The following is a 20,289-nucleotide window of genomic DNA, read 5'->3' as shown; positions in this document are numbered from 1 at the left end:
AAAAACGTTAGCATATGACAAAATAAAGATACACTATTGTCCTAAATGAGAGAAACTATGCGTAAACTCCTGGCAGATATCCCTTACTTCATCGAAGCAGCAAACCGTTCCAGCTTTACCCAGGCGGCAGAGGCTTTGGACATTCCCCTTGCAACGCTTTCACGTCGCATAGCGGCAATGGAAGGATCGCTCGGGGTACGGCTGTTTTTTCGGACTACCAGGACAATTGCGCTGACAGAGGATGGGAAAGAATTTTTGGAAAGCTGTAAGTTTATTATGGCAGAAGCGAACGGTGTCAAAGAACGCCTTTCACAAAAGCAAATAGAGCCATCCGGCCCAATTAGGCTTTCCGTTGAAGCCTTTGTTTATCACTGTTGTATGCATGGGGCACTTGGCAAGTTTACAAAAAAATATCCAAATATCGATTTACACACTATATTTTCAGCTGAATGGAAAGACTTGCACCGAGAGCCATTCGATTTGGATATCAGAACAGGACAAGTGCCATATCCTGAACTGAAAGTCAGAAAACTTTTGTCCTTACATCCTGCACTGTATTGCACAGCTGATTTTTTAAAGAACCATCCTAAACCAAAATACCCCAACGACTTGAAAAGACTGCCGTTTATTGCACAGACACAGGAGGGGCGCTACACATTAACATGCAGCAAAGGTGATGACGTTAAGACTGTTGTGCTTCATCCCAAGCACACGGTACAAAGCGTTGGCCTTGCCTTAGAATTATTGCTTGCCGGCCAGGGTGTGGCGACAGTTATTCCCCAACTCGCCAAAGTATTTGATAAAAATGGCGATCTTGTTCAACTTCTTCCTGACTGGCCTTTGGCCAAGGTTGATATCAACCTGACCCTGCCTAATGACCGGATGCCGAAGCGTATCCGTCTATTTGTGGATCATGTTGTCGAGCATTTTCAAAGTCTGCAATAACAAAAAATTTATCCAATCATTTTAACTTGTTCGTGATCATCCGACCCAGGAGATACACTCCTGCCGCGTAGGGCCGCATACTTGCTCCAAGATGTGGCCATCCAAACCCCATCCCAAGCAAAATCTTTGAAAAATCAACTGGAAAAGTAGAAGGTTACATCCGTCAACGTGGTGTATATTCTGGTGTGCTTGAGGTGGCCATTGGTCAGGCTGCCCTGGGTGGAATTTGGGCTGGCTGCGCCTCGTTTTGTTGGGTGTTGAGTTCGGCCATGGATTCGACCTGCATGTAGCGGCTTTGCAGCTGCCACTCGTCGTTTTGCTCCAGCAAGATGGCCCCGATGAGCCGGATGATGGACTGCTCGTTGGGGAAGATCCCGACCACGTCCGCCCGACGCTTAACCTCTTTATTCAGCCTTTCCAGGTGATTGGTGCTGTGCAGCTTGACCCGGTGCTGTGCCGGAAAGGTCATGTAGGCCAGCACGTCGTGCTCGGTTTCGTCCATGAAGCTGGCGAGTTTTGGCCATTTGCCGCGAAGCTGGTCGGCGACATGCCGCCAGGTCTGGCTGGCGCTGGCAGCATCCGACTGTAAAAAGGCTTGGCGCAGGGCGGCCGAAACCATGGCGTGCTGGGACTTGGGGACCCGAGCCAAGGCGTTTCGCATCCAGTGGACTCGACAACGCTGCCACGTGGCCCCGAACGTCTTGGCGATGGCGGCTTTGAGGCCTTCATGTGCGTCGGAGACGATCAGCTTCACGCCAGTAAGTCCCCGACAAAGAAGGCCTTTGAGGAAAAAAGACCAGAACGGCTCGGCCTCGCTGGGGCCGATATGCAATCCCACGATTTCCCGGCGGCCTTCCGTGTTCGCCGCCACGGCGATTATGGCGGCGACGCTGACCACCCGGCCGCCTTCGCGTTGCTTGAGGTAGGTCGCGTCCAGCCACAAATAGGGCCATTCTCCCGTCAACGGCCTGGAAAGAAAGGCATGGACCCGTTCATCGATGTCCTTGCACAGCTTGGACACTTGGGATTTCGAGATGCCGGAAAGCCCCATGGCCTGGACGAGATCGTCCACGCGCCGCGTCGATATGCCCCCGATCCAGGCCTCTTGGATGACGGCTACCAAGGCGCGCTCGCTGGTCTTGCGCGGCTCCAGAAAGGGCGGAAAGTAGCTGCCCTGGCGCAGCTTGGGGATGCGCAGTTGTAGGGAGCCGACGCGAGTATCAAGGCTGCGGTCCCGGTAGCCGTTGCGGTAGCTGACTCGCTCGGCGCTTCGTTCGTGGCGGCTGGCTCCGATCAAGCCATCCACATCGGCTTCCATGAGAAGTTGCAAGACGGCTTCCGCCAGGCAGCGGAGAAAATCACCGCCATCGGCCTTTTGCATCAACTCGATTAATGCCATGTTATCCTCGGCCATCGTGATCTCCTTTGGTTGCAGGTGCGGCGTCGCAACTTCACCTTACAGCCAATCGGCCCGATGGCCACCTCGCCCATCCCGTCCAGGCTGGAGGCCCCCTCCGGCCTGGACGACTCCAGAATTTACACCACCTCCGTGGACTCTACCCAGGACTCTCGGCCAAGGTGCCAAGTTGGCCATGCATCCCGGTCTGTTTCGGACATCTGCATGGCCAAGAAAGCAGTCAACTCCGGTAGGCACTCAAGGTCGTGAGCAACCCGGTGGTGCGGTTCCTGATGTCAGCAAGATCCGCCTCGTTCGGACGGTGGCGAATATCGCCCAACCGCCCGTAACGGTTGAGTTCGTCGCGCTTTTGAAAGGCTCCGGGCACATGCCAGGCGTCCAGAACGAGATAGCCCAGGTGTTCCAAAAAGGCCCGCAGCCAGGCCGTCATGGGCACGGCCTCGGTCCGGCCGATATGCGGCCCGGCGAAGGTGCCGAAGCACACGCCGAACTTGCCGGGCACGATGGGCGAGGAAGGCCTGATGCGGCCGGCGGCGTTTTCGGACTTCATGAATCCCATGACGTGGTCCATGAGCTTTTTGGTCGGTAACCAGTCAATGACCGGCGAGCCGATCAGGATGAGGTCATAGTCGGTGAAGTTGACGGCGATCTCCTTGTGTGCCTTGAGAATTTCCGCATCGCCCCAGGTGGTGGCCACAACATCATGGATGGCCCGCGCCACGCGTTCGGTGTTGCCGCCAAGGGAATCGTAAAAAACAAGCGTTTTCATAATAAGCATCTCCTGTTGGATGTTACATGGCCTTCGCTTCGTAAGCGGCTTTGGATTATGGCATCGATTTTCGATACAACGAGAGATAATTGTATCCCATGTCAGTGATCCCGAGGGGCTGAAAGCCGCACGACTCCAATTCCCCGGTGATCCGCCCTGCGGCCAGCCGCAACGGGAGCGGCGGACCATGAAAGAAATGCTGGTTGCATTCGACGACGCCCAGCCGCCCGTCCGGACGCAGTACCCGGCGCATCTCCGTAAACACCGTGGCCATGGCCCGGGTGACCGCCGGAATGTGCAGCACCGTGCCGAGCAGGCCGACCGTGATCGAAGCATCGGCCAAGGGCAGCGGCCGGGTGATGTCCACGACAGCGGCATGCAGGTGGGAAAGGCCGAGCGCGGCGGCCTGGCTCGCCAAGTCCTCTATGCAGCCGGGGTTGACGTCAAAGGCATGGACCATGCCCGTCGGCCCGACGCGGCGCGCGGCTTCCAGGGCGTACTCCCCCAGGCCGCAGCCGGCGTCCAAAAAGACGTCCCCCGGTTGCAGGTCCAGACCGGCAAAGACGATTTGCGAAGCCTGCATGTCGTAACTCGACGGGTGGCGGCGTTTGCCGGTGGTCGAATCGCAATGATGACATGTCCGCATGGTGAACCTCCCCTTGTCGCGGCGGTGCTAACTGAATGTCGTTTTGGTTTATTGTGCCTAAAAACTGTACCGTAGCGCCATATAGATATTCGTGTCGGCCTTGTATTGGCCAAACATGGTATCGTCTCGCTGCCCCAAGAAAATATTGGCTCCGACCTCCTGCCTGATGTGGTCTGTCCACTTATAAAGGATTTTCGGGCGCAAGTAGGCGTCATGGTCGCTTGGCGACCAGTAGCCGGCAAGGGAAAGCTCCAGATTTTGGTTCATGAGCAGTTTGGTGAGTTGCAGGGTCAGCACATGCCGCAACTCGTCCCGGGGATGGTCGCCCTCGAAGGTGGCCCGGTAGTCCTGGTAGCGCAGCAACTGCTCCACGTAGTATTGAACGCTTCCGTTGAAATCCCGGCAGATCTCCCGGGCGAACCCGACGAGATAGCGCATCTCGGAATTGTTGATGTTCGGATCGCGCCCGTCCTGGTCCTCAATGGAATCGTAGTAGGCCAGTTCGATATTGCCGATGCCTCCGGCCATTGGCCCCCTGGCGCTTACGCCGTACACGCGCAGACGCGGAAAGATGTATTCTCCGGAAGCGGCAATGCCCCCTGGATTCTTCCAAAAGCCGAGGTAGCCGTAGAGGGCGAGCTCGTAGGCGCCGACGGTCCGGTACAGGCGCGCCGCGTATTCGGCGTCCGTAACCCACTGGTCGGGCTTGTCGAAGTCCAGCTCCGATTCGTTGCCGGCCAGGCGTCCCAGCGCGCCGTTCCAGTACGAGACGTATTGGCCCGTAATGAAGCGGTCGCTGGCGAAAAGCGGCGTGAACACGAAATCCGCATTGAGAAAGTCAAAAAACAGGCTGACCTTGACGCTACCACAGGGCGCTTTGAGATATTCGGCGTCCCGGCCGATGAAAAAGGACTGCCAGTCCTTGGGAAACAGGTCGTTGAGGAAGACCAGGTCGCCGGTGCCCCAGGTCAGCACCTGCCGCCCGAGCTTGATATCGAGGAAATCGGCCGGGCGCAGGAACATCCAGGCTTCGCGGGTGTCGTAGCGCGCCTGTTCCAGGACGCCGTCGTACCAGATATCCCCCTTGTATTTGAACTGCGCCCAGCTCGTCCGCGTGGACACTTCCGCCTGCAACCGCGTTTCCAGGACGGAAGCTTCCTTTTCATAGGGATCGGGCTGGGTGCGGCAGCCGGCCCGGACCTCCAGGAAACCATGCACCTCGGGCGTGCTGAACCGGTCCCAAAGGGACGCCGCCAGACTGTCGCCGGCAAAAGCCAGCCAAAAGGCCGCCAGGGCCAGGCAGGAAAGGATTCCCTGCCTGGTCCCGGCCCAAACGGGCGCGTTCATTATTGCAGAACCTCTTTGGGTGCGCGCCGCAGATAGCGTTCGGTGAAAAGATCATCCGTGAGCCCTGCGTTGTAGCGCGGGTTGGCAAACACCATTTCCGTCTGCCCACCGCTTTCCAGGTCCCTGGCCACGGAGCGCACAACCGTCGGATAGGTGACCTGTTTCCCGTTTTCCGTGGCTCCCACGGACGTGACGGCCAAGACCTCGATGGCCCGGTAGGGTTTGCCCTCCGCCTTGAAGTACTCGATCTTCATGGGAAGAAAGGTCGTCTTGTCGATATGGGCGACGTAGAAGGCGAACTCCACGGCGTCCGGTTTTTTGGGAATGTTTTTCACGACATAAAATTTGTCCGTTGTTTCAACCAGCGCATGGGTATCCTCGTCGGGGCTGCGGCCGGAGATGTCCTCATAAAGAAAATCCGAACCGACGAAGCTGGTGCGCTTGTCGCTGGCCGCGATGCGTTTGACCAGGTCAAGGCTCGGCATATAGAGCCAACGATCGTCGTCTTTTCCCTCCCCGACATGCTTGTGCACCATAAAGACCATCTTGCGCACATCGGACGGTTCGATGAAATACACGAAGTACTTCTGCTCCTTGTCCTGGGTATCGCCGTTTTTGCGCAGCATGTTGAACTGGCGCTTGCGCACGCGGCCCTGCTTGTCGGTGATGGTCATGGTTGTCGTCCCCTGGCAGTCCGTTCCCTGATAGAGGGACGCATGGTTTGATTTGGCGATGATGGTTTCGATGGATGGGGTGTCGTCGCTCGCGTTGCCGCGGCCTGAAGTGCCAAACAGGGCCAGTGACAACAACAAGAAGCCAAATACGATTTTCATGGTCGATCTCCCTTACGGTGTTTTGTAGGCCTGTGCGCCGTTGCTTTTTCTCCGACGACGAAGCCTATTGTCGCCCGATGCCGTTTGCCGGATCGGGTTTCGGATCGCCTGTCCTGGCCAGGACCAGGGCGGGGTCGTCATCCGGAGCTGCGACCTTGTCCTGGACACGGAACCGTCTGGCCCGAAACAGCCAATCCTGGGCGATCGTCAAAATCGCCGGCAGCAGCACCAACGTGACGAATCCGGAAATGGTCAGGATGGAGAAAAGCAGGATGCCGGTCGTCTTGTAGGGCACGAGCGAGGCGACCAGCATGGGTAGAAAGCCGATGGCGATGATGATGACGTTGCGGCTGATGGCCCGGGCCGGCTCGCCGAACATCCGGGGAGCGGCTTTTATCCAGGAGCCTGTTTCCGCAGTGAACTGCCGGCTGCGCTCCAGGAAATGAATGGCGAAATCCACGGCAATGCCAAGCGAGATGGCCCCGAGCACGGCCACGGGCATGTCGTAGTCCAGGCCGAGAAAGCCGAGGGCACCGTAGATGAACATGATGGTGAGCGTCAGGGGAATCATGCAGAGAAATCCCCAGATGATGGAGCGGAAAAGCAGGACCATCATGGCCAGCACGATGACGTAGCTCCCGCCCAGGGACCCCAGCATCCCCCAGAACATCTTCCCCTGAAAGATGTAGTTGATGTAGTGCAGGCCGGCGAACTTGTACGACAGGTCGACAGGCGGTTTGTGGGCTTCGATATAGCCGGCAATGGCCTGGACGGCTTCCTCTGTCCGCATGCTGTCGCCGCTTTGAAACTGCATGAAGATGTTGGCCGCATCGAAGCCCGGCGTCACGAAATGCCAGATGTCGCGGGGCTTGTGGCTTTGCTGATACTGCATGACGCATTCGGCGACAGCCGGAGCGCTTGCCGGTATCCGAAAGTTCTCGGGGCGGCCGTCGATGAGCTCCTGGTGCACCTTGCGCACGATGTCGGCCAGGGAAGTGCTTTTGCCGATGTAGCCGTTTTTGACCAGCCAGGCCTGCAGAGACGCCATGTAATCGAGGACGTCCGGGCGCTTGAAGATCTCTTTGCCGTCTTTGCCCTCCAACACGAGGGACGCCGTATAGGTGCCGCCGAAATGCCTGTTGAGCGCCGTGTCCGCCTCGCGGATGGGATGGCCCACGGCAAAGCGTTTGGCATAGTTGTCGTTGATGTTGATTTGCGACATGCCCCAGACGGAAAGGGCGGCGCAGGCCACAAACAAGGCCAGAACCGTCTTGGACCGTCGGCAGGCCAATTCTCCCAGCCGATGCAGTGCTCGCGTGAGAAAGGATTCCTTGTCCCCACAATGCGCGGCCAAGCCGAAATTGCGGAGCATGCGTTCAGGCAGCAGCATGATATAGGCTGGGACGAAGAGAATGGTGATGATCCAGGCAAAAAGGACGCCGACACCGACGAAGGCGCCGAAAACCCTGGCCGGGGGAATGTCCGTGGTGACAAAGGAGAAGAAACCGGCCGACGTAGTCAGCGAAGTGTAGAGCATGGGCATGAAAAGGGTGTGCATGACCTCCTTGATGCTTTCCTTGCGCCCTTTTTCCACGGTGTAGACATCGAAAAACTCCGAAAGCACGTGGATACAGTCACAGATGGAGATGGACATCAGGAAAATAGGCAGCATGGAACTTAAGATATGCACCGGAAAGCCCAGGGCGATCATGGAGCCCAGAGTTGCCACCACCGTCACCGAGGCGATGAGCATGGGCAGGATGACCAGGCTCCATTTGCGAAACATCGCGTAGAGCATGCCGAAAATAAGCGCCATGGTCAGCGGCGAGGCCACAACCATCTCGCTGAACATCTCGACGCCGATGGCCCCCTCGGCCACGGGCAGGCCGGCGATATGCCAATCCTCGGAGCCGCCGAACTCCCGTATCTTCTCTTGCAGCGCCGTATAGACCTTGTAGCTTAAAAGCTTGTCCGTCAGCGGCAGGTACAGGCACAGCGCCTTGCCGTCGGCCGAAACCATCTGGCCGACGAGCAGCGGATTGGACAGGGCCCTATCGCGTACGGCCAAGGCCTCGGCCTGTGTTGCCGGCGGACGTTGCATAAGCCAGTCGAAGACGATGGTGCCCGGCCCGGCCTGGTGCATGTGGTCCACCACCGAAGGCGCGACCATGTCCACTTCGATGACGCCCGTGGTTTTGCCGGGGTGTTCTGGATCGGCAAAACGAAGGGTTTTGGCGAACCGGGTCAGTTCGTAAACATGGGCCAGGGTCCGGGGATTGAACACGCCGTTGGGGTCATCTTCCTTGATGACGCCGACCACGATGGTTTCGCTCAAGTCGAAGCGTTTTTTGGCGGCGTTGTGGAAGACCCGCGCGGGTTCCGTGGGCTCCAGCATGTTTTCCGGGTCCGTGTCCATAGTCATGTTCGGAAAGAACGCGGCGAAAAAGACCATGGTCGCCAAAAGCCCCAAAGCGACCAGTTTGGAATGCTCGACCGCGAAGTTCACGAGCGCGGCCCGAAATCTTTTCATGGGATACTCCTGCGTCTTTAGTTAAGCTGCTTAACCTTAGAGTGAAAAAAAATACCCCGCCTACCGGGACAACCGATTGTCCATGACTTCCCCGATGGCCTCGAGCAACACGGAAATCGTAGCGATCTGGGACAGGGAATAGCCACGAAGCCGTTCCATCAAGGCCTCCTTGTCCTCTCCATGGAAACGCGCATGGGCCTCAAAGGCCTTTCGGCCAAGGGGCGTGAGCGTCAGCTGGAATTCCTTGTTGCTGTGCGGGGCCTGTTTTTTCTCGAGAAAACCCTTGTCGCACAGCTTGGAAACCATCTGAGAGGCCGCGCTCTTGGTGATGCCGAAGGCGTTGGCCACGTCGGTGACGCTCATCTGCTTCCGGTTGCCCACGGCCTCGATGGTATGGGCCTCCCGGGTCGTGACCTCGATGCCGTCCTCGACCGGGATCGGCAGCTCCTCGATGCGGGCGTATTTGGCGGCCACGCGCTGGAATTGGCGCACCGTGCCCAGGATGAGATCGTCCTTTGTTTCCATATCGCCTCGCAAAACCGCCTGATATCCCCTGCCCGACTTCCGGGTGAACCTCGATTGCGTCAAACGGTAAATTAGCTAAACCATGTTGTCAACCCTGCGCGCCCTGCCTTCCGTGCCCCTCGTCGCTGGGCACCGAAGGTGTCGCGAATAATTGGACGGACCGCCAAGCGCTCGTCCTCCCCGGGCTGGCGAGGTCGACTTGACACCACCGCCCCAAAGGCGAGCCGGCCATGGATCTGGACCTGATGGGATGTTTTCTGCGTCACTTCCGTTTTCGGCGTTATCCGACGGCTGTGTGGCGAGATCATTACCAACGCGGACATTGAAGAGATGCTTGCGATGAAGGCGCGCCACTCCAAGGACAGCAATGCCCCCCAGCCCTACAGACTTTGTCCGGGACATCATCGGTACGGGTGGCCCCGGTTCTACTGGTGAAGGCCCCCCCCTGACCCGGAACCCACCAATGCGAAACACTACAATCCCGGCAGTCCCTCTGGCGGACCGAAGGAGCCGTTGGACCTGAAGCCGCTGCTGGACGATGATTTGAGCGTGGACGAGTTTTCGTTCGACATGACGCTGCGCGAGTTCCATGGTTGCACTGGGGGGACGGGTGGTATCCCCGAGTCCTTTGAGGAAGTGAAGAAGAATACTTCCCCGGCCACCATGAAGAAGACCATGGGGGACAACATCGCCAAGATGTCCGGGGGAGGGCTGTGTGGGTCATCCTGCCGATCCGGTTTGACATCACGCGGTGATAGGCGCCTCCTCCTTTACATTTGAGAAATGGCATGCCGCGTTCAGGGATGTGGTTGTTTCCAAAACGTGAATCGACTTGACAACATCCATATAAAGCAGGCAGCTACTCCGCATTGTTGATCTTGCAGGTCCGCAGCACCGATGCGGCTAAGTGGGAAGTCCGGTGAAAAACCGGCGCTGGCCCGCAACCGTGAAAGGGGACGAAAACCGCACACCGCCACTGTCCACGCAAAAGGCGCGGATGGGAAGGCGCGGCGAGTAGGACGATCCTTGAGCCGGGAGACCAGCCTGCGAGATTCATGGTGGGCTTCGAGGCAGAGCCAACCCATGGACGACACCCCGTCTGATTGATGGAGTGTCGTCTCTGTGTTTCCTCGGGCCCTCCTCTTCTTTCACGAAGCAGGAGGTTTTTTTATGCGTTGCTTACTGGTCTTTTGGGCTGTGGCCCTGGCCTTGCCGTCCCTGGGACTGGCGGCTGACACCCAAGAGAACTCCTATAACCTTCCCGAGGTGTTGGTCACGGCCACGGCGACGCCAGCTCCGGCCAGGGAAGTGCCTGTTCATGTCGAGGTCCTCAGCCGTGACGACATTGATCAACTCGGCGTGGATACCCTGAGCGAATTAATCATCCAAAAATCGCCGGGCACGGTCGTTCAGTATCCCGGGGCCTACATGGGGTTCAGTCTCCGTGGCTTCAACACCTACGATTCACCCGGGGCGAACATGGATGCCAAGACACTGGTGCTGGTGGACGGCAATCCCTTCGGGTCCGGAAATCTCACCTTGATACCCCTTGGCAACGTGGAACGCGTGGAAATCATGCGCGGTCCCGGTTCGGTCCTGTACGGGGCCTCGGCCATGGGCGGGGTAATAAACATCATCACCAAGCGTGGAAAAGGTACCCCCTCCGGCTCTGTCGAGGCCGAGTACGGCAGCTTCAACCGCTTCCAGCCCAAGGCCTCCGCCCAGGGGGGGACCCAGGACAGTCGATTGGGTTTTTCCCTGGCCGGACGGGTCACCACTGTGGAGCAATACGACGCAAGCGGCGGTTGGCGGTACCGCAACACCGATTATCATGATCTCGCCACCTCCGGAACCGTGACCATGACTCCGGTTGAAAACCATACCTTCCATCTCTTCGGGAACTATTTCAACGCCTGGAACATGGGTGATCCCGGTCCGACCTATTCGCCCACCCACACGGCCAGGATTCAGGACGCCATGAAAAATTTTGCCGCCATCTATGATGGGGCAACCGAGTCTCGCAATGTGCAATGGCGCTTGGCGACCTGGGTCAACGAGCATGATTATGCCAACACCGATACGCCCTATTACGAACGCTCCTCCTTCACCACGAATCAGGTTGGGATTGATGGGCGCGTTTCCGTGCCCACCTTCTCTCTGGGGCGCTTTACCATCGGCGGGCAATATCGCGACATCAGGGAGCATCGTGATGGCGACGGTGTCTACGCCCCCGACTCCAACTACGAAAACTTGTCCATTTATGGAGAAGAGAAGGTTGATATCGGCGACTTCACGTTCCTGGCCGGCCTGCGTTATGATCAGTACAACCTGCGTATTCTCGACAATGACAGCTTCACCGATGCCACCACCCAGCCACGCACCATGGACCACCTGAGCTGGCGGGGCGGCATCACCTGGCGAACGCTGTCCTGGCTGACCTTGCGGACGTCGGCCGGCTCGGCCTTCACGCCACCGGATGCCTATAAATTCTGCGGCCGTTACCATGATTCCTGGAGCAATTACATCGGCAATGCCAATCTGACCCCGGAGACGAGCACGACCTGGGAAGGAGGGCTCGACATCAACTGGAAGGGATTGGAAATCTCCGGAACCTATTTCTACACGCTCTACACCGATGCCATCACCACGACCTCAACCACAGTCAACGGTAACCCCTATTGGCAAACCTGGATCAATTCCGCTGGTTCGCAACTCGCCGGTCTGGAAGGGTTCACCCGGTACAGCCACAAGTTCGACATTGGCAGCCATCGCTTGTCGGTGACCCCCTTTCTGAATTGGATCTGGTATGCTCAGCGCAAGGTCGAGGATTCCAAGCTGGTCAGCGCGCGCGGGACGGACACGGTACTCAATCTGTCGGAATACAGCTTGAACCCTGGTGTGCAGTTCGGATTTGACTCCCGGGTCACCCTCAACCTGAACGGGCAGTGGCAGGGGCCCCAGAAGGTGTATGACTGGGATACGCATTCCGCCAACTATGGCAAGGTCGTGGACAAAGACCCATTTTTCGTCATGAATGCTAGACTCTCCATACGTCCAGCCAAAAAACTGGAGACGTATGTGTTTGCAAACAATCTCGGTGATGAACGGTACAGTTATGTCGATGGTTATCCCATGCCTGGGAGGACGTTTGGTGTCGGGGTCCGCTACGAATTCTAAGCCGGCGGATCGGCCCGTGACGGCAATCCCCGGGGCCCCCCCGGAATTGGCCGACCTGAGTCTGGAGCGCACAGACCACTATGTGCGCTTGATATTGCCGGGGTGGTGGCGGACGTGTGGCTGGTCCCCTCTTGGAGGAGGCCTGACCAGGGCCAGGAATATGTTCATCCTTCGCGTTCATGAGGACGGGTCACGCGCTCCGAGTGAGTATCCACCTCCCGAGACGACCCTTGATCGGTATTGTCGCGAACACCACTGGTCTAGCCCGACCATTGGCATGATGACCGCTGCCTCTATGGATTCCTGTCGTTGGGCGTGGCGCAATGAGGCTGGAGTGGCTGTGGGGGTCATATTGACGGCTGGCCTGGCCAACGCCAGACGGGCCGGAGACAGGGCCGACTACCAGGAGAAGAACGACCACGCATTGCCGGCGGGTACTATCAATATCCTGGCGGCTACCAATGCCAAGCTCACGGATGCGGCCCTGCTGGAGGCCCTCATGATCATGACCGAAGCGAAGGCCGCCGTGCTCTCGGAGTATGGTATCAAAAGCGCGGTCAGCGGGCTTGTAGCCACAGGCACGGGCACCGATTGTGCGACCTTGGCCTGTGGGGAGGGCCCCCCGCTTCGCTGGTGCGGCAAGCATGTCCTTTTCGGGGAGATGTTGGGCAGGGCAGTCATGGAAGCGCTTTCCTCCTCCATTGCCTGGGAAGTGAACAGATGAAGACCGCACTGCGTCTTTCCGCGGCCATCCTGGCTGTTTGCTGGCTCCCCTGGTTTCTCCCGTCACAGGCGACGGCGGGGTCTCCCGTGCGCGTCATCGCCCTGGCCCCCAGCCTGACGGAAATCGTCTACGCCCTGGATCGCGGAAACCTACTCGTCGGGGCATCCACGTACAGCGACTTTCCGGAAGTGGCCAAGCGTCTTCCCCGGGTGGGGTCGTATGCACACCCCGACCTGGAGCGCATCCTGGCCCTGCGCCCCGACTGCTGTCTGGCCGTGGAGGGTATGACACCCCAGGAGACCACCGAACGGCTTATCTCTCTTGGCGTCCCTGTCCATATCCTGGATACAAATACGCTTGCGGCCGTCTTTGCCTCCATTGAGAAGATCGGAAACCTCCTTGCCGCTTCGGAAAGGGCCGTGGCATTGGCCGACGCCATGCGCCAAACCGTGGCGCGTATCACCCGGAAACGGGGCGACGGCCTCCAACCGTCGGTGCTCTACCAGATCGGCTATGCCCCCATGTATGCCGCTTGCGGGGGAACGTTCATCAACGAACTTATCGAACTGGCTGGAGGAAAAAACGTCTGTGCCACCATGCGAGGATACCCGCAACTGACGCCTGAACAGGCTGTAGCCTTCCGACCTGATGTCGTTCTCATCCCCACCATGGGCCGTGAAGCCTTCGAAGCGGCCAGGACACGATGGAACGCTTGGCCCGAGGTGCCCGCCGTGCACAGCGGTCGTATCTTCATCCTGGATTCCGACCTGTTCGACCGTCCCGGCCCCCGATTGACCCAGGGCCTGGAAGAATTAGCCCGGTTGCTGCATATTCCGCCGGTTCCGGCGACGGAAAAACAACCATGAGACAGAGAGATGCCTCCTTGCCCCTTCGGCTGCTCCTGACGTGTCTGCCCCTTGGTGGACTGCTCATAGCGGTCCTGGTCGCCGGTCTGATCGTGGGATCAAGTTCTCTCGCCCTGGATCAGGTGCTGCCGGTGCTTTTGGGACGCGAGACCTGCGATCCGACCATCCTGGCCATTGTCTGGAAGTTGCGCCTGCCTCGAACCCTGCTGGCGGCCCTGGCTGGCGGTGCGCTTTCCCTTAGTGGCCTCGTTTTTCAGACGCTGGTGCGCAATCCTTTGGCTGACCCCTATATCCTCGGCGTGTCCGGCGGAGCGGGCTTGGGCGCGGTGGGTGGCGTGCTGCTCGGGTTGCCCTTCCTCCTGGGAGCCGGCCCTCTCGCCTTTGCCGGAGCCATGGCAGCCTTCACGCTCACCGTGGTCCTCTCACTGCGGGAAGGCCGCGTGTCCGTCACTTCCCTGGTTCTATCCGGCGTTATGGTCAATGCCTTCTGTTCGGCCGCCATCATGTTTTTCCTCTCCGTGGCCAGAGATCACACACTGCACGCCACCCTGGTCTGGCTCATGGGTGATACGTCTTCGGCCACCCTGAATTCCCTGACGGTTCTTGCCCCCTGCGTCGTTGCCGGAACCGGGGTGGTGTTCGTCCTGTCCCAGCCTATGAACCTTCTGCTCCTTGGCGACGAGGCGGCCGCTAATCTCGGAGTGCGAGTCCGGCAGGTTCGAGCCCTGCTCGTTGTCGCGGCCGCACTGATGACATCGACCGTCGTCAGCCAGACCGGACTGCTCGGGTTCGTGGGGCTCGTCTGCCCGCATATCCTACGGCTGATCTGCGGTCATGACCAACGGGTATTGGTGCCTGGCTCCCTGTTGTTCGGTGCGTGCTTTCTCGTATCGTGTGATCTTCTGGCTCGACTGCTCTCTCATGAAGGGGCCATGCCGGTGGGCGTGCTCACCGCCATGCTCGGCGCACCGATCTTCCTCTATCTTCTCAGGCGGAGCGGGGCATGACCACAGTCTATGCCGTCCAGGGCCTAACGGTCGATATTTCTGGCCGCCGCATCCTTGGTCCTCTCGATTTGACCGTGAAAAAAGGGGAATGCTGCATCATCGTCGGGCCGAACGGATCAGGGAAATCCACGCTGCTGCGAGCCCTGGCCGGGCACGAGCGGCACTGCCAGGGGCGAATAACGCTTCTGGGTGTCGCTCTCTCCAGCCTTCCCCCGGCACGAATGGCGAGGTCCGTCGCGCATCTGCCACAGTCTCCCGAAGCGGACATTCCATTTACGGTGGAGATGACGGTCCGGCTGGGACGAGCCCCTCGGATGGGCTGGTTGGGCCTGGAGACACGGCGAGACAAGGAAGCGGTGCAGCGGTCCATGGATATGACCAATGTGGCGCATCTGGCAAAGCGAGGACTGGGAACCTTGAGCGGAGGTGAACGCGCCCGGGTGCTCTTGGCCCAGGCGCTGTGTCGGGAACCGGATGTGCTCCTCCTGGACGAACCGACGGCCAGTCTCGATCCAGGACATCAGATGCGCGTAATGGACTTGCTGGAACATATCCGCCTCGAACACGGCCTGACTGTCGTGATGGTGTCGCATGACCTGAACTTGGCTTCGGCCTATGCGGAAAGGATGCTGCTTGTTCGAGAGGGAACCCTCATCGCGGAGGGATGCCCGGTTGACGTGCTCAGCGAAGGCCATCTGGCCGACGCTTATGACTGGAACCTAGCTGTTGACAGCAATCCGTTTACGGGAACACCTCGTGTCACGGCCTTGCCAGGGGGATGCTTTTCCCGTTCATCGGGATAACGATGCAGTTACTCCGATGAGCGGTTGAGGATGCGCTTATCCCGAAACGGCCTAGCACATGCGAAGAGTTGTCCGCACGCGTCTGGCCGCTTCCACCATGTTTTTCAGAGCGGCCAGGGTTTCCGGCCAGTCCTGGGTCTTGAGGCCGCAATCCGGATTGGCCCACAAGCGTTCGGCTGGGATGACCTTTGCCGCTTGGAGCAGCATGGCCTCCATTTCTTCGACGGAAGGCACGCGCGGGCTGTGGATGTCGTAGAGCCCGGTCCGATCTCATTAGGATAGTGGAAGTCGGCAAACACTGAGAGCAATTCCATGCGGCTTCGGCTGGCTTCAATGCTGATGACGTCAGCGTCCATGGCGGCGATCGCCAGTACGATACTCAGTTGGCGCATCAGTGGCGGGTGCTGCCAGCTGAAGCTGGCGATTCTACTTTTCCTGCTGATTTTGCAAAGATTTTACTTCGGATACCCAGGAATTCTATATCCCGCTTCGCAGGAACTATTCCTTCCGAAGCGCGTTACACCTCATCGAACTCGCGGTCCTTCTCGATGATATTGAAATGCTTTGGGATCGGTTTATGGGAAAGCAAGGAGAGGTGCCGAAGGTGAGCGAGGGCTTCAGATGCGTCGTCGGGACCGGTGCGTGGCAGAAGCTGAAGGAGACAGCAGCGGTATAGGTGGGGAAGGTGGACCTCCTGAGAAGGAGGTTCACCTTTTTAACCTTTCGAAGGCCACAGGCATATTGAAACGATCAACAAGCGCGACTGGCTTTATGACCGCAAATATTACGCCAGTGTATAGTCTCCCCCACTTCTCCGTGATCTCCCCCTCCTATGTTGTCTCCAACGAACGCAGCAGCGTTCACTCGGGGTAACCCCGAAAGGAGATCATGCCATGAAACACTTCAAGATGGTCAGCATCATCGCTACGGCACTTTGTCTCACCGGATTCTTCGGCGGCACGGCCAGGGCCGAGCGGGAACACGCAAAAGACATCGCGGCATTTGCCAGCGTCAAGACCTCCCTGATCCAGGCAATCGGCACCGTCGAACAAAAAAACGGCGGGCAGGTCGTCAAGGCCGAATACCACATGCGTAACCGGACGCCGGTTTACGTCGTCGCCTCCCTGTCCAATGGCAAAGAGTCAATAACGCTTGTCGACCCGATGTCCGGAAATATCCTGGGCACCAACCAGGAAGGCTTTTTCAGCCGCCTGTTCGACGATGAAGCCGATGAACAGACGGGGATCAAAGCGTCGAAGCTTACGCTGCGCGCGGCTGTAACCATGGCCGAACAGCAAACCGGCGGCAAAGCCATCGAAGCCGGCTTCAAGGACAAGCACGGCAAGCCCCGTTTCGAGATCGCGCTGGTCAAGAATGGGGCCTCGCAGGAAATCGTCATCGACGGGACCTCCGGCCAGATCATCAAGACCAGGCTCCACAATGACGAGGACGACGATTAGCCGGAGGGCACATAACGGGCGGGCCCCGTCATGCGAAAGCCACTGACAGGGCTCCCCGGGGAAACTGCCCGCATCATCCCGCCGCGACCGTGGAACGCGTGAACGAGGCGGAGGGGCGCTGCGACCATGCTTGGCATGACCGGCGGGAAGCAACCAACAATCACGGCAGAGGCCGTAAGGAGCCAGCCATGAATGACACCCTTAAGCGGCACATGAGCAAGGTCCCAGAGGTCACGCTGACCTTTTGGATCATCAAGATCCTGGCCACGACCCTTGGCGAAACGGGCGGCGATGCCCTCTCCATGACCATGCACCTGGGCTATGCCGTCAGCACGGTGATCTTTTTCGCCTTTTTCGTGGTCGTCGCCATTTGGCAGGTACGGTCCAAGACCTTCAACCGCTTTTTGTATTGGGCCGTCATCGTCGCCACCACCACGGTCGGCACGACCATGGCGGATTTTGCCGACCGGTCCCTGGGCATCGGCTATGTCGGCGGCTCGTCGCTGCTTTTCACGGCCCTGCTGTTGATCCTCGGACTGTGGTGGCTTTCCGTCGGCTCGGTGTCGGTCAGTGACATCCACACGCCCAAGGTCGAGCTCTTCTACTGGGTGACCATCCTTTTTTCCAACACCCTGGGCACCGCGCTGGGCGACTTTCTGGCCGACACCTCGGGCCTGGGCTACGGCGGAGGCGCCGTCGTCTTCAGCCTCGCCTTGCTGGTGTTGGCGGTCCTTTACTTCCAGACGGAAATCTCGCGCACGTTCCTGTTCTGGGCGGCCTTCATCCTGACGCGGCCTCTTGGCGCGACCGTCGGCGATCTGCTCACCAAGCCCTTTGCCAGCGGCGGGCTCCACTTCAGCCGGATAACGTCGTCGCTCATTCTGGTGGGGGGCATGCTGACCTGCATCCTCCTTTTCACCTCGACCCGTCCGGGCTGTCACCCGGAAGCGGTCAGGGCTGACGACGAACGGATCAACGCCTGACAGCAAGGAGGCTCGCCATGCTGTTGTCCATAAACGACCTGCATCTGCATCGCGGCGGCACACACGTGCTCCGTGGCGTCAACCTCGCCTGCGACGCCGGGGACATCTATGGCCTGCTCGGCCCCAACGGGGCGGGGAAAAGTACGACCATCGCCGCCATGCTGGGGCTTTTGCCTCCCCACAGCGGCACGGTTCGGGTCCTTGGCCGCAATCCGCAAACCGACGCCCGGGCGATTCACGGCGCACTGGGCGTGCTGCCCGAACGGTTCGGCTTTTATGACTGGATGACCGCCTCGGAATACCTCGATTTTTTCTCGAGACTCTACGAGCGCCATCCGGCCTCGGTGGAAATCGACCGCAAACTGGCAACGGTGGGGCTTTCGCCGAAGCCCGGCCAGATCATCGGCATGTTCTCGCGCGGCATGCGGCAACGGCTGGCCCTGGCCCGGGCGCTGCTGCCCGCCCCGAAGCTCCTGATCCTCGACGAGCCGACCAACGGACTCGATCCGCGCGGACGCCGGGAGCTCCATGACCTCCTGCGCGATCTGGCCGGCCAGGGCATCGGCATCCTGCTTTGCACCCACCTGCTTGACGACGTGGACCGCCTCTGCGGCCGTATCGGCATCCTGATGGAAGGCCGCACGGTCATCGAAGGGGCCGTATCCGAACTTCTGGACAGCCAGGGCGGCCGGGTGCGTTACCGGATCAAATGGTCCGGGGAGTTGCCGCCGGCAACGAGAATGCCGCGACATGTGTCGATCCTGGCGAGGGATCGCGACGCATGGTTGGTGGAGATCGAACCGGGGCTCCCGGCCGCCGACGCTTGGCGGGAGATGCTTTTCGCGGGCTGGCCGGTGGCGGAAGTCATGCGGGAAGGCGGCGGTCTGGAATCCCTTTACCTCACCATGACCGAGGGGAGGCCGACATGAACAGCTCCATGCTCATTGCCCGAAAAGAGGCGGGAACGTTGCTGCGAAGCCCGCGTGGCCTCGCCTGGCTCGTGGCCATGGCCGTGGCGCTTTCGATCTTCTGTCTGCTGCTGGTCAGCGATACCGAATTGAGCCTGCTCGACAACGCCCAGGTCGTCTATGACATGGCCGGCTTGATCACGGCCCTTGGGGCGTTGCTCGCCGTGATCCTCGGCGTGGATGCCCTGGCCGGCGAACGGGATCGCGGCAGCCTTCCCCCGTTGTTGCTGACGCCCGTGGCCCCGGAGAGCATCCTGCTCGGCAAACTCGGCGGTATCGTCATCGTCTGGGCCGTGCTGTTCGCGCTCGCCCTGCCATATCTTTGGGCGGTCGGCAGCACCGGACAAAACCTCATGGGGGGTATCGCCGTCCTGGCCCTGTTCGGGTCCCCGGTGGTCATCGGGTTCGGCTGTCTGGCCCTCGGCCTGGGGGCGCGCTTGGATTCCTCCCGAAGCGGACTCTTGACCAGCTTTGTCCTGCTGCTCCTGGCGGCCAGCCCCCTCATCTTCGGGCCGAGTCTGCGCCAGACAACGGTGGGCATGGCCTTCGACGCCATCAATCCCTTTGCGGCGGCTATCAATGCCTACGACGCGGTCGTCATCGATTCCGCCTCCCTCCTGTCCCAATGGGCCCACGCCCTGGTAATCCTTGCCTGGCTGGCGCTTTTCGTCCTGTTTGCCCGCCATGCCTTTCAACGTCTGCTGCGCAGCGGAGGCGGCTTATGAACACCTTACGGATCCTGGGCGTGTTGGCGATACTGGTCTTTTGGGGAGCCACTCCCGCGTCGGCGGGCCTGAGCGTGAGTTTGACGCCCGCTCCCGGCAATCCCGACACGCCCCGGATGGGCGACCGGCTCAGTTTTCAAACGTCCATCCGCAACACGGGCACAATGCCGGAGCATGGCTTGGTGGCCTGGATCAGTCTGCTCCAGACCGACCCAGGCAAGGAACAGCCCGTGGATCTGGAAGATTGGAGCGCCCACAAAGCCGTGACGGCCGCCACGTTGGAGCCAGGGCAGACCGTAAACGCGACCTGGCCCATGCGACTGATCGCGGCCGGGCACTACCGCCTGGTGGTCTGCCTGGCCAGCCGGGAGACCCGGGAGCTTGTCACCAGCCCGGTTGCGGCGTTTACGGTGCGCGGCAAGCCCGTGGTCGCCTCCGCCAGAGTGCTGCCGGTGGCCTTGGGAATTCCTTTGCTGCTCGGGGGGGTGCTCGTCTGGCGGTGGCGTCGCAGCCGCTAAAAGGCAACCGTGCGTTGCCAGGCGATACGCCCCCGAGGTACTCTGT

19 protein-coding genes, 1 pseudogene and 1 riboswitch are annotated in these 20,289 nt (G+C 59.6%); of the genes and pseudogenes, 12 read left to right on the top strand and 8 right to left on the bottom strand.

Annotated features, from left to right (window positions below):
• Positions 1-57: 57 nt before the first annotated feature.
• Positions 58-945: a LysR family transcriptional regulator gene (locus DESFRDRAFT_RS21300; protein ID WP_005993696.1), complete on the top strand. Its 888-nt coding sequence runs from the start codon at positions 58-60 to the stop codon at positions 943-945.
• A gap of 205 nt (positions 946-1,150) precedes the next feature.
• Here DESFRDRAFT_RS21300 and DESFRDRAFT_RS10450 read toward each other — a convergent pair whose 3' ends face one another.
• The 7 genes from DESFRDRAFT_RS10450 to DESFRDRAFT_RS10420 all read right to left on the bottom strand — a co-directional run bounded on the left by DESFRDRAFT_RS10450 (position 1,151) and on the right by DESFRDRAFT_RS10420 (position 9,012).
• Positions 1,151-2,359, bottom strand: a complete 1,209-nt coding sequence (locus DESFRDRAFT_RS10450; RefSeq protein ID WP_005993695.1) for an IS256 family transposase — start codon at positions 2,357-2,359, stop codon at positions 1,151-1,153.
• A gap of 223 nt (positions 2,360-2,582) precedes the next feature.
• Positions 2,583-3,131: a hypothetical protein gene (locus DESFRDRAFT_RS10445; RefSeq protein ID WP_005993694.1), complete on the bottom strand. Its 549-nt coding sequence runs from the start codon at positions 3,129-3,131 to the stop codon at positions 2,583-2,585.
• 55 nt (positions 3,132-3,186) lie between these two features.
• Positions 3,187-3,777, bottom strand: a complete 591-nt coding sequence (locus DESFRDRAFT_RS10440; protein ID WP_005993693.1) for a methyltransferase domain-containing protein — start codon at positions 3,775-3,777, stop codon at positions 3,187-3,189.
• A 57-nt stretch (positions 3,778-3,834) separates the two neighbouring features.
• The gene (locus DESFRDRAFT_RS10435; protein ID WP_005993692.1) at positions 3,835-5,124 is read right to left on the bottom strand and encodes a hypothetical protein; all 1,290 of its coding nucleotides are present in this window, start codon (positions 5,122-5,124) and stop codon (positions 3,835-3,837) included.
• A complete protein-coding gene (locus DESFRDRAFT_RS10430; protein ID WP_005993691.1) occupies positions 5,124-5,957 on the bottom strand; it encodes an outer membrane lipoprotein-sorting protein in 834 nt (277 codons plus the stop codon). Before DESFRDRAFT_RS10430 ends, DESFRDRAFT_RS10435 begins: the two co-directional genes overlap by 1 nt.
• A 64-nt stretch (positions 5,958-6,021) precedes the next feature.
• Positions 6,022-8,487 (bottom strand): efflux RND transporter permease subunit, encoded by a 2,466-nt coding sequence (locus DESFRDRAFT_RS10425; protein ID WP_005993689.1) that lies wholly within the window; start codon positions 8,485-8,487, stop codon positions 6,022-6,024.
• 60 nt (positions 8,488-8,547) lie between these two features.
• A complete protein-coding gene (locus tag DESFRDRAFT_RS10420; RefSeq protein WP_005993687.1) occupies positions 8,548-9,012 on the bottom strand; it encodes a MarR family winged helix-turn-helix transcriptional regulator in 465 nt (154 codons plus the stop codon).
• Between the two features lie 513 nt (positions 9,013-9,525).
• Here DESFRDRAFT_RS10420 and DESFRDRAFT_RS10415 point away from each other — a divergent pair.
• From DESFRDRAFT_RS10415 to DESFRDRAFT_RS10390, 6 genes are all read left to right on the top strand, one after another.
• Positions 9,526-9,792, top strand: coding sequence for a hypothetical protein (locus tag DESFRDRAFT_RS10415; RefSeq protein WP_043794474.1), 267 nt, complete (start codon positions 9,526-9,528; stop codon positions 9,790-9,792).
• 85 nt (positions 9,793-9,877) lie between these two features.
• Positions 9,878-10,074, top strand: a riboswitch (cobalamin riboswitch).
• 108 nt (positions 10,075-10,182) lie between these two features.
• Positions 10,183-12,189, top strand: a complete 2,007-nt coding sequence (locus DESFRDRAFT_RS10410) for a TonB-dependent receptor plug domain-containing protein (RefSeq protein WP_005993685.1) — start codon at positions 10,183-10,185, stop codon at positions 12,187-12,189.
• A complete protein-coding gene (locus DESFRDRAFT_RS21295) occupies positions 12,089-12,913 on the top strand; it encodes an adenosylcobinamide amidohydrolase (RefSeq protein ID WP_081458455.1) in 825 nt (274 codons plus the stop codon). The genes DESFRDRAFT_RS10410 and DESFRDRAFT_RS21295 overlap by 101 nt, the downstream gene beginning before the upstream one ends.
• Entirely contained in the window at positions 12,910-13,779 is an 870-nt protein-coding gene (locus DESFRDRAFT_RS10400; protein WP_005993681.1) for an ABC transporter substrate-binding protein, read from the top strand. Before DESFRDRAFT_RS21295 ends, DESFRDRAFT_RS10400 begins: the two co-directional genes overlap by 4 nt.
• Positions 13,776-14,786 carry a FecCD family ABC transporter permease gene (locus tag DESFRDRAFT_RS10395; RefSeq protein WP_005993680.1) on the top strand — a complete coding sequence of 337 codons (1,011 nt, stop codon included), beginning with the start codon at positions 13,776-13,778 and terminating at the stop codon, positions 14,784-14,786. Before DESFRDRAFT_RS10400 ends, DESFRDRAFT_RS10395 begins: the two co-directional genes overlap by 4 nt.
• Positions 14,783-15,589 carry an ABC transporter ATP-binding protein gene (locus tag DESFRDRAFT_RS10390; RefSeq protein ID WP_005993678.1) on the top strand — a complete coding sequence of 269 codons (807 nt, stop codon included), beginning with the start codon at positions 14,783-14,785 and terminating at the stop codon, positions 15,587-15,589. The genes DESFRDRAFT_RS10395 and DESFRDRAFT_RS10390 overlap by 4 nt, the downstream gene beginning before the upstream one ends.
• 51 nt (positions 15,590-15,640) lie before the next feature.
• Here the strand turns inward: DESFRDRAFT_RS10390 and DESFRDRAFT_RS21290 are convergent.
• A pseudogene (locus tag DESFRDRAFT_RS21290) lies at positions 15,641-15,966 on the bottom strand (5-methyltetrahydropteroyltriglutamate--homocysteine S-methyltransferase); the annotation flags it as partial.
• A gap of 516 nt (positions 15,967-16,482) precedes the next feature.
• Between DESFRDRAFT_RS21290 and DESFRDRAFT_RS10385 the strand changes: the two are divergent.
• The 5 genes from DESFRDRAFT_RS10385 (at position 16,483) to DESFRDRAFT_RS10365 (ending at position 20,243) form a co-directional block, all read left to right on the top strand.
• Complete coding sequence (locus DESFRDRAFT_RS10385; protein ID WP_005993676.1) at positions 16,483-17,049, top strand: PepSY domain-containing protein; 567 nt, start codon at positions 16,483-16,485, stop codon at positions 17,047-17,049.
• Between the two features lie 188 nt (positions 17,050-17,237).
• On the top strand, positions 17,238-18,032 hold the full coding sequence (locus tag DESFRDRAFT_RS10380) for a COG4705 family protein (protein WP_005993675.1): 795 nt from the start codon (positions 17,238-17,240) through the stop codon (positions 18,030-18,032).
• A 17-nt stretch (positions 18,033-18,049) separates the two neighbouring features.
• A complete protein-coding gene (locus DESFRDRAFT_RS10375) occupies positions 18,050-18,961 on the top strand; it encodes an ABC transporter ATP-binding protein (RefSeq protein ID WP_005993673.1) in 912 nt (303 codons plus the stop codon).
• Positions 18,958-19,725, top strand: a complete 768-nt coding sequence (locus tag DESFRDRAFT_RS10370) for an ABC transporter permease (RefSeq protein WP_005993671.1) — start codon at positions 18,958-18,960, stop codon at positions 19,723-19,725. The genes DESFRDRAFT_RS10375 and DESFRDRAFT_RS10370 overlap by 4 nt, the downstream gene beginning before the upstream one ends.
• A complete protein-coding gene (locus DESFRDRAFT_RS10365; RefSeq protein ID WP_005993669.1) occupies positions 19,722-20,243 on the top strand; it encodes a hypothetical protein in 522 nt (173 codons plus the stop codon). The genes DESFRDRAFT_RS10370 and DESFRDRAFT_RS10365 overlap by 4 nt, the downstream gene beginning before the upstream one ends.
• Positions 20,244-20,289: the final 46 nt, after the last annotated feature.

Origin of the sequence: Solidesulfovibrio fructosivorans JJ] (genome assembly GCF_000179555.1) — a bacterium.
Classification (GTDB): domain Bacteria; phylum Desulfobacterota; class Desulfovibrionia; order Desulfovibrionales; family Desulfovibrionaceae; genus Solidesulfovibrio; species Solidesulfovibrio fructosivorans.
This window is presented reverse-complemented; position numbering and strand designations above follow the sequence as displayed.

What these genes read in the sequence shown, in the direction of transcription:
- DESFRDRAFT_RS10445 (WP_005993694.1), bottom strand. Translation starts at nt 3,131, where the DNA reads ATGAAAACGCTTGTTTTTTACGATTCCCTTGGCGGCAACACCGAACGC.
- DESFRDRAFT_RS10430 (WP_005993691.1), bottom strand. Translation starts at nt 5,957, where the DNA reads ATGAAAATCGTATTTGGCTTCTTGTTGTTGTCACTGGCCCTGTTTGGC.
- DESFRDRAFT_RS10400 (WP_005993681.1), top strand. Translation starts at nt 12,910, where the DNA reads ATGAAGACCGCACTGCGTCTTTCCGCGGCCATCCTGGCTGTTTGCTGG.
- DESFRDRAFT_RS10370 (WP_005993671.1), top strand. Translation starts at nt 18,958, where the DNA reads ATGAACAGCTCCATGCTCATTGCCCGAAAAGAGGCGGGAACGTTGCTG.
- DESFRDRAFT_RS10410 (WP_005993685.1), top strand. Translation starts at nt 10,183, where the DNA reads ATGCGTTGCTTACTGGTCTTTTGGGCTGTGGCCCTGGCCTTGCCGTCC.
- DESFRDRAFT_RS10420 (WP_005993687.1), bottom strand. Translation starts at nt 9,012, where the DNA reads ATGGAAACAAAGGACGATCTCATCCTGGGCACGGTGCGCCAATTCCAG.
- DESFRDRAFT_RS10440 (WP_005993693.1), bottom strand. Translation starts at nt 3,777, where the DNA reads ATGCGGACATGTCATCATTGCGATTCGACCACCGGCAAACGCCGCCAC.
- DESFRDRAFT_RS10390 (WP_005993678.1), top strand. Translation starts at nt 14,783, where the DNA reads ATGACCACAGTCTATGCCGTCCAGGGCCTAACGGTCGATATTTCTGGC.
- DESFRDRAFT_RS10380 (WP_005993675.1), top strand. Translation starts at nt 17,238, where the DNA reads ATGAATGACACCCTTAAGCGGCACATGAGCAAGGTCCCAGAGGTCACG.
- DESFRDRAFT_RS10450 (WP_005993695.1), bottom strand. Translation starts at nt 2,359, where the DNA reads ATGGCCGAGGATAACATGGCATTAATCGAGTTGATGCAAAAGGCCGAT.
- DESFRDRAFT_RS10425 (WP_005993689.1), bottom strand. Translation starts at nt 8,487, where the DNA reads ATGAAAAGATTTCGGGCCGCGCTCGTGAACTTCGCGGTCGAGCATTCC.
- DESFRDRAFT_RS21300 (WP_005993696.1), top strand. Translation starts at nt 58, where the DNA reads ATGCGTAAACTCCTGGCAGATATCCCTTACTTCATCGAAGCAGCAAAC.
- DESFRDRAFT_RS10395 (WP_005993680.1), top strand. Translation starts at nt 13,776, where the DNA reads ATGAGACAGAGAGATGCCTCCTTGCCCCTTCGGCTGCTCCTGACGTGT.
- DESFRDRAFT_RS10385 (WP_005993676.1), top strand. Translation starts at nt 16,483, where the DNA reads ATGAAACACTTCAAGATGGTCAGCATCATCGCTACGGCACTTTGTCTC.
- DESFRDRAFT_RS10375 (WP_005993673.1), top strand. Translation starts at nt 18,050, where the DNA reads ATGCTGTTGTCCATAAACGACCTGCATCTGCATCGCGGCGGCACACAC.
- DESFRDRAFT_RS10365 (WP_005993669.1), top strand. Translation starts at nt 19,722, where the DNA reads ATGAACACCTTACGGATCCTGGGCGTGTTGGCGATACTGGTCTTTTGG.
- DESFRDRAFT_RS21295 (WP_081458455.1), top strand. Translation starts at nt 12,089, where the DNA reads ATGTGTTTGCAAACAATCTCGGTGATGAACGGTACAGTTATGTCGATG.
- DESFRDRAFT_RS10435 (WP_005993692.1), bottom strand. Translation starts at nt 5,124, where the DNA reads ATGAACGCGCCCGTTTGGGCCGGGACCAGGCAGGGAATCCTTTCCTGC.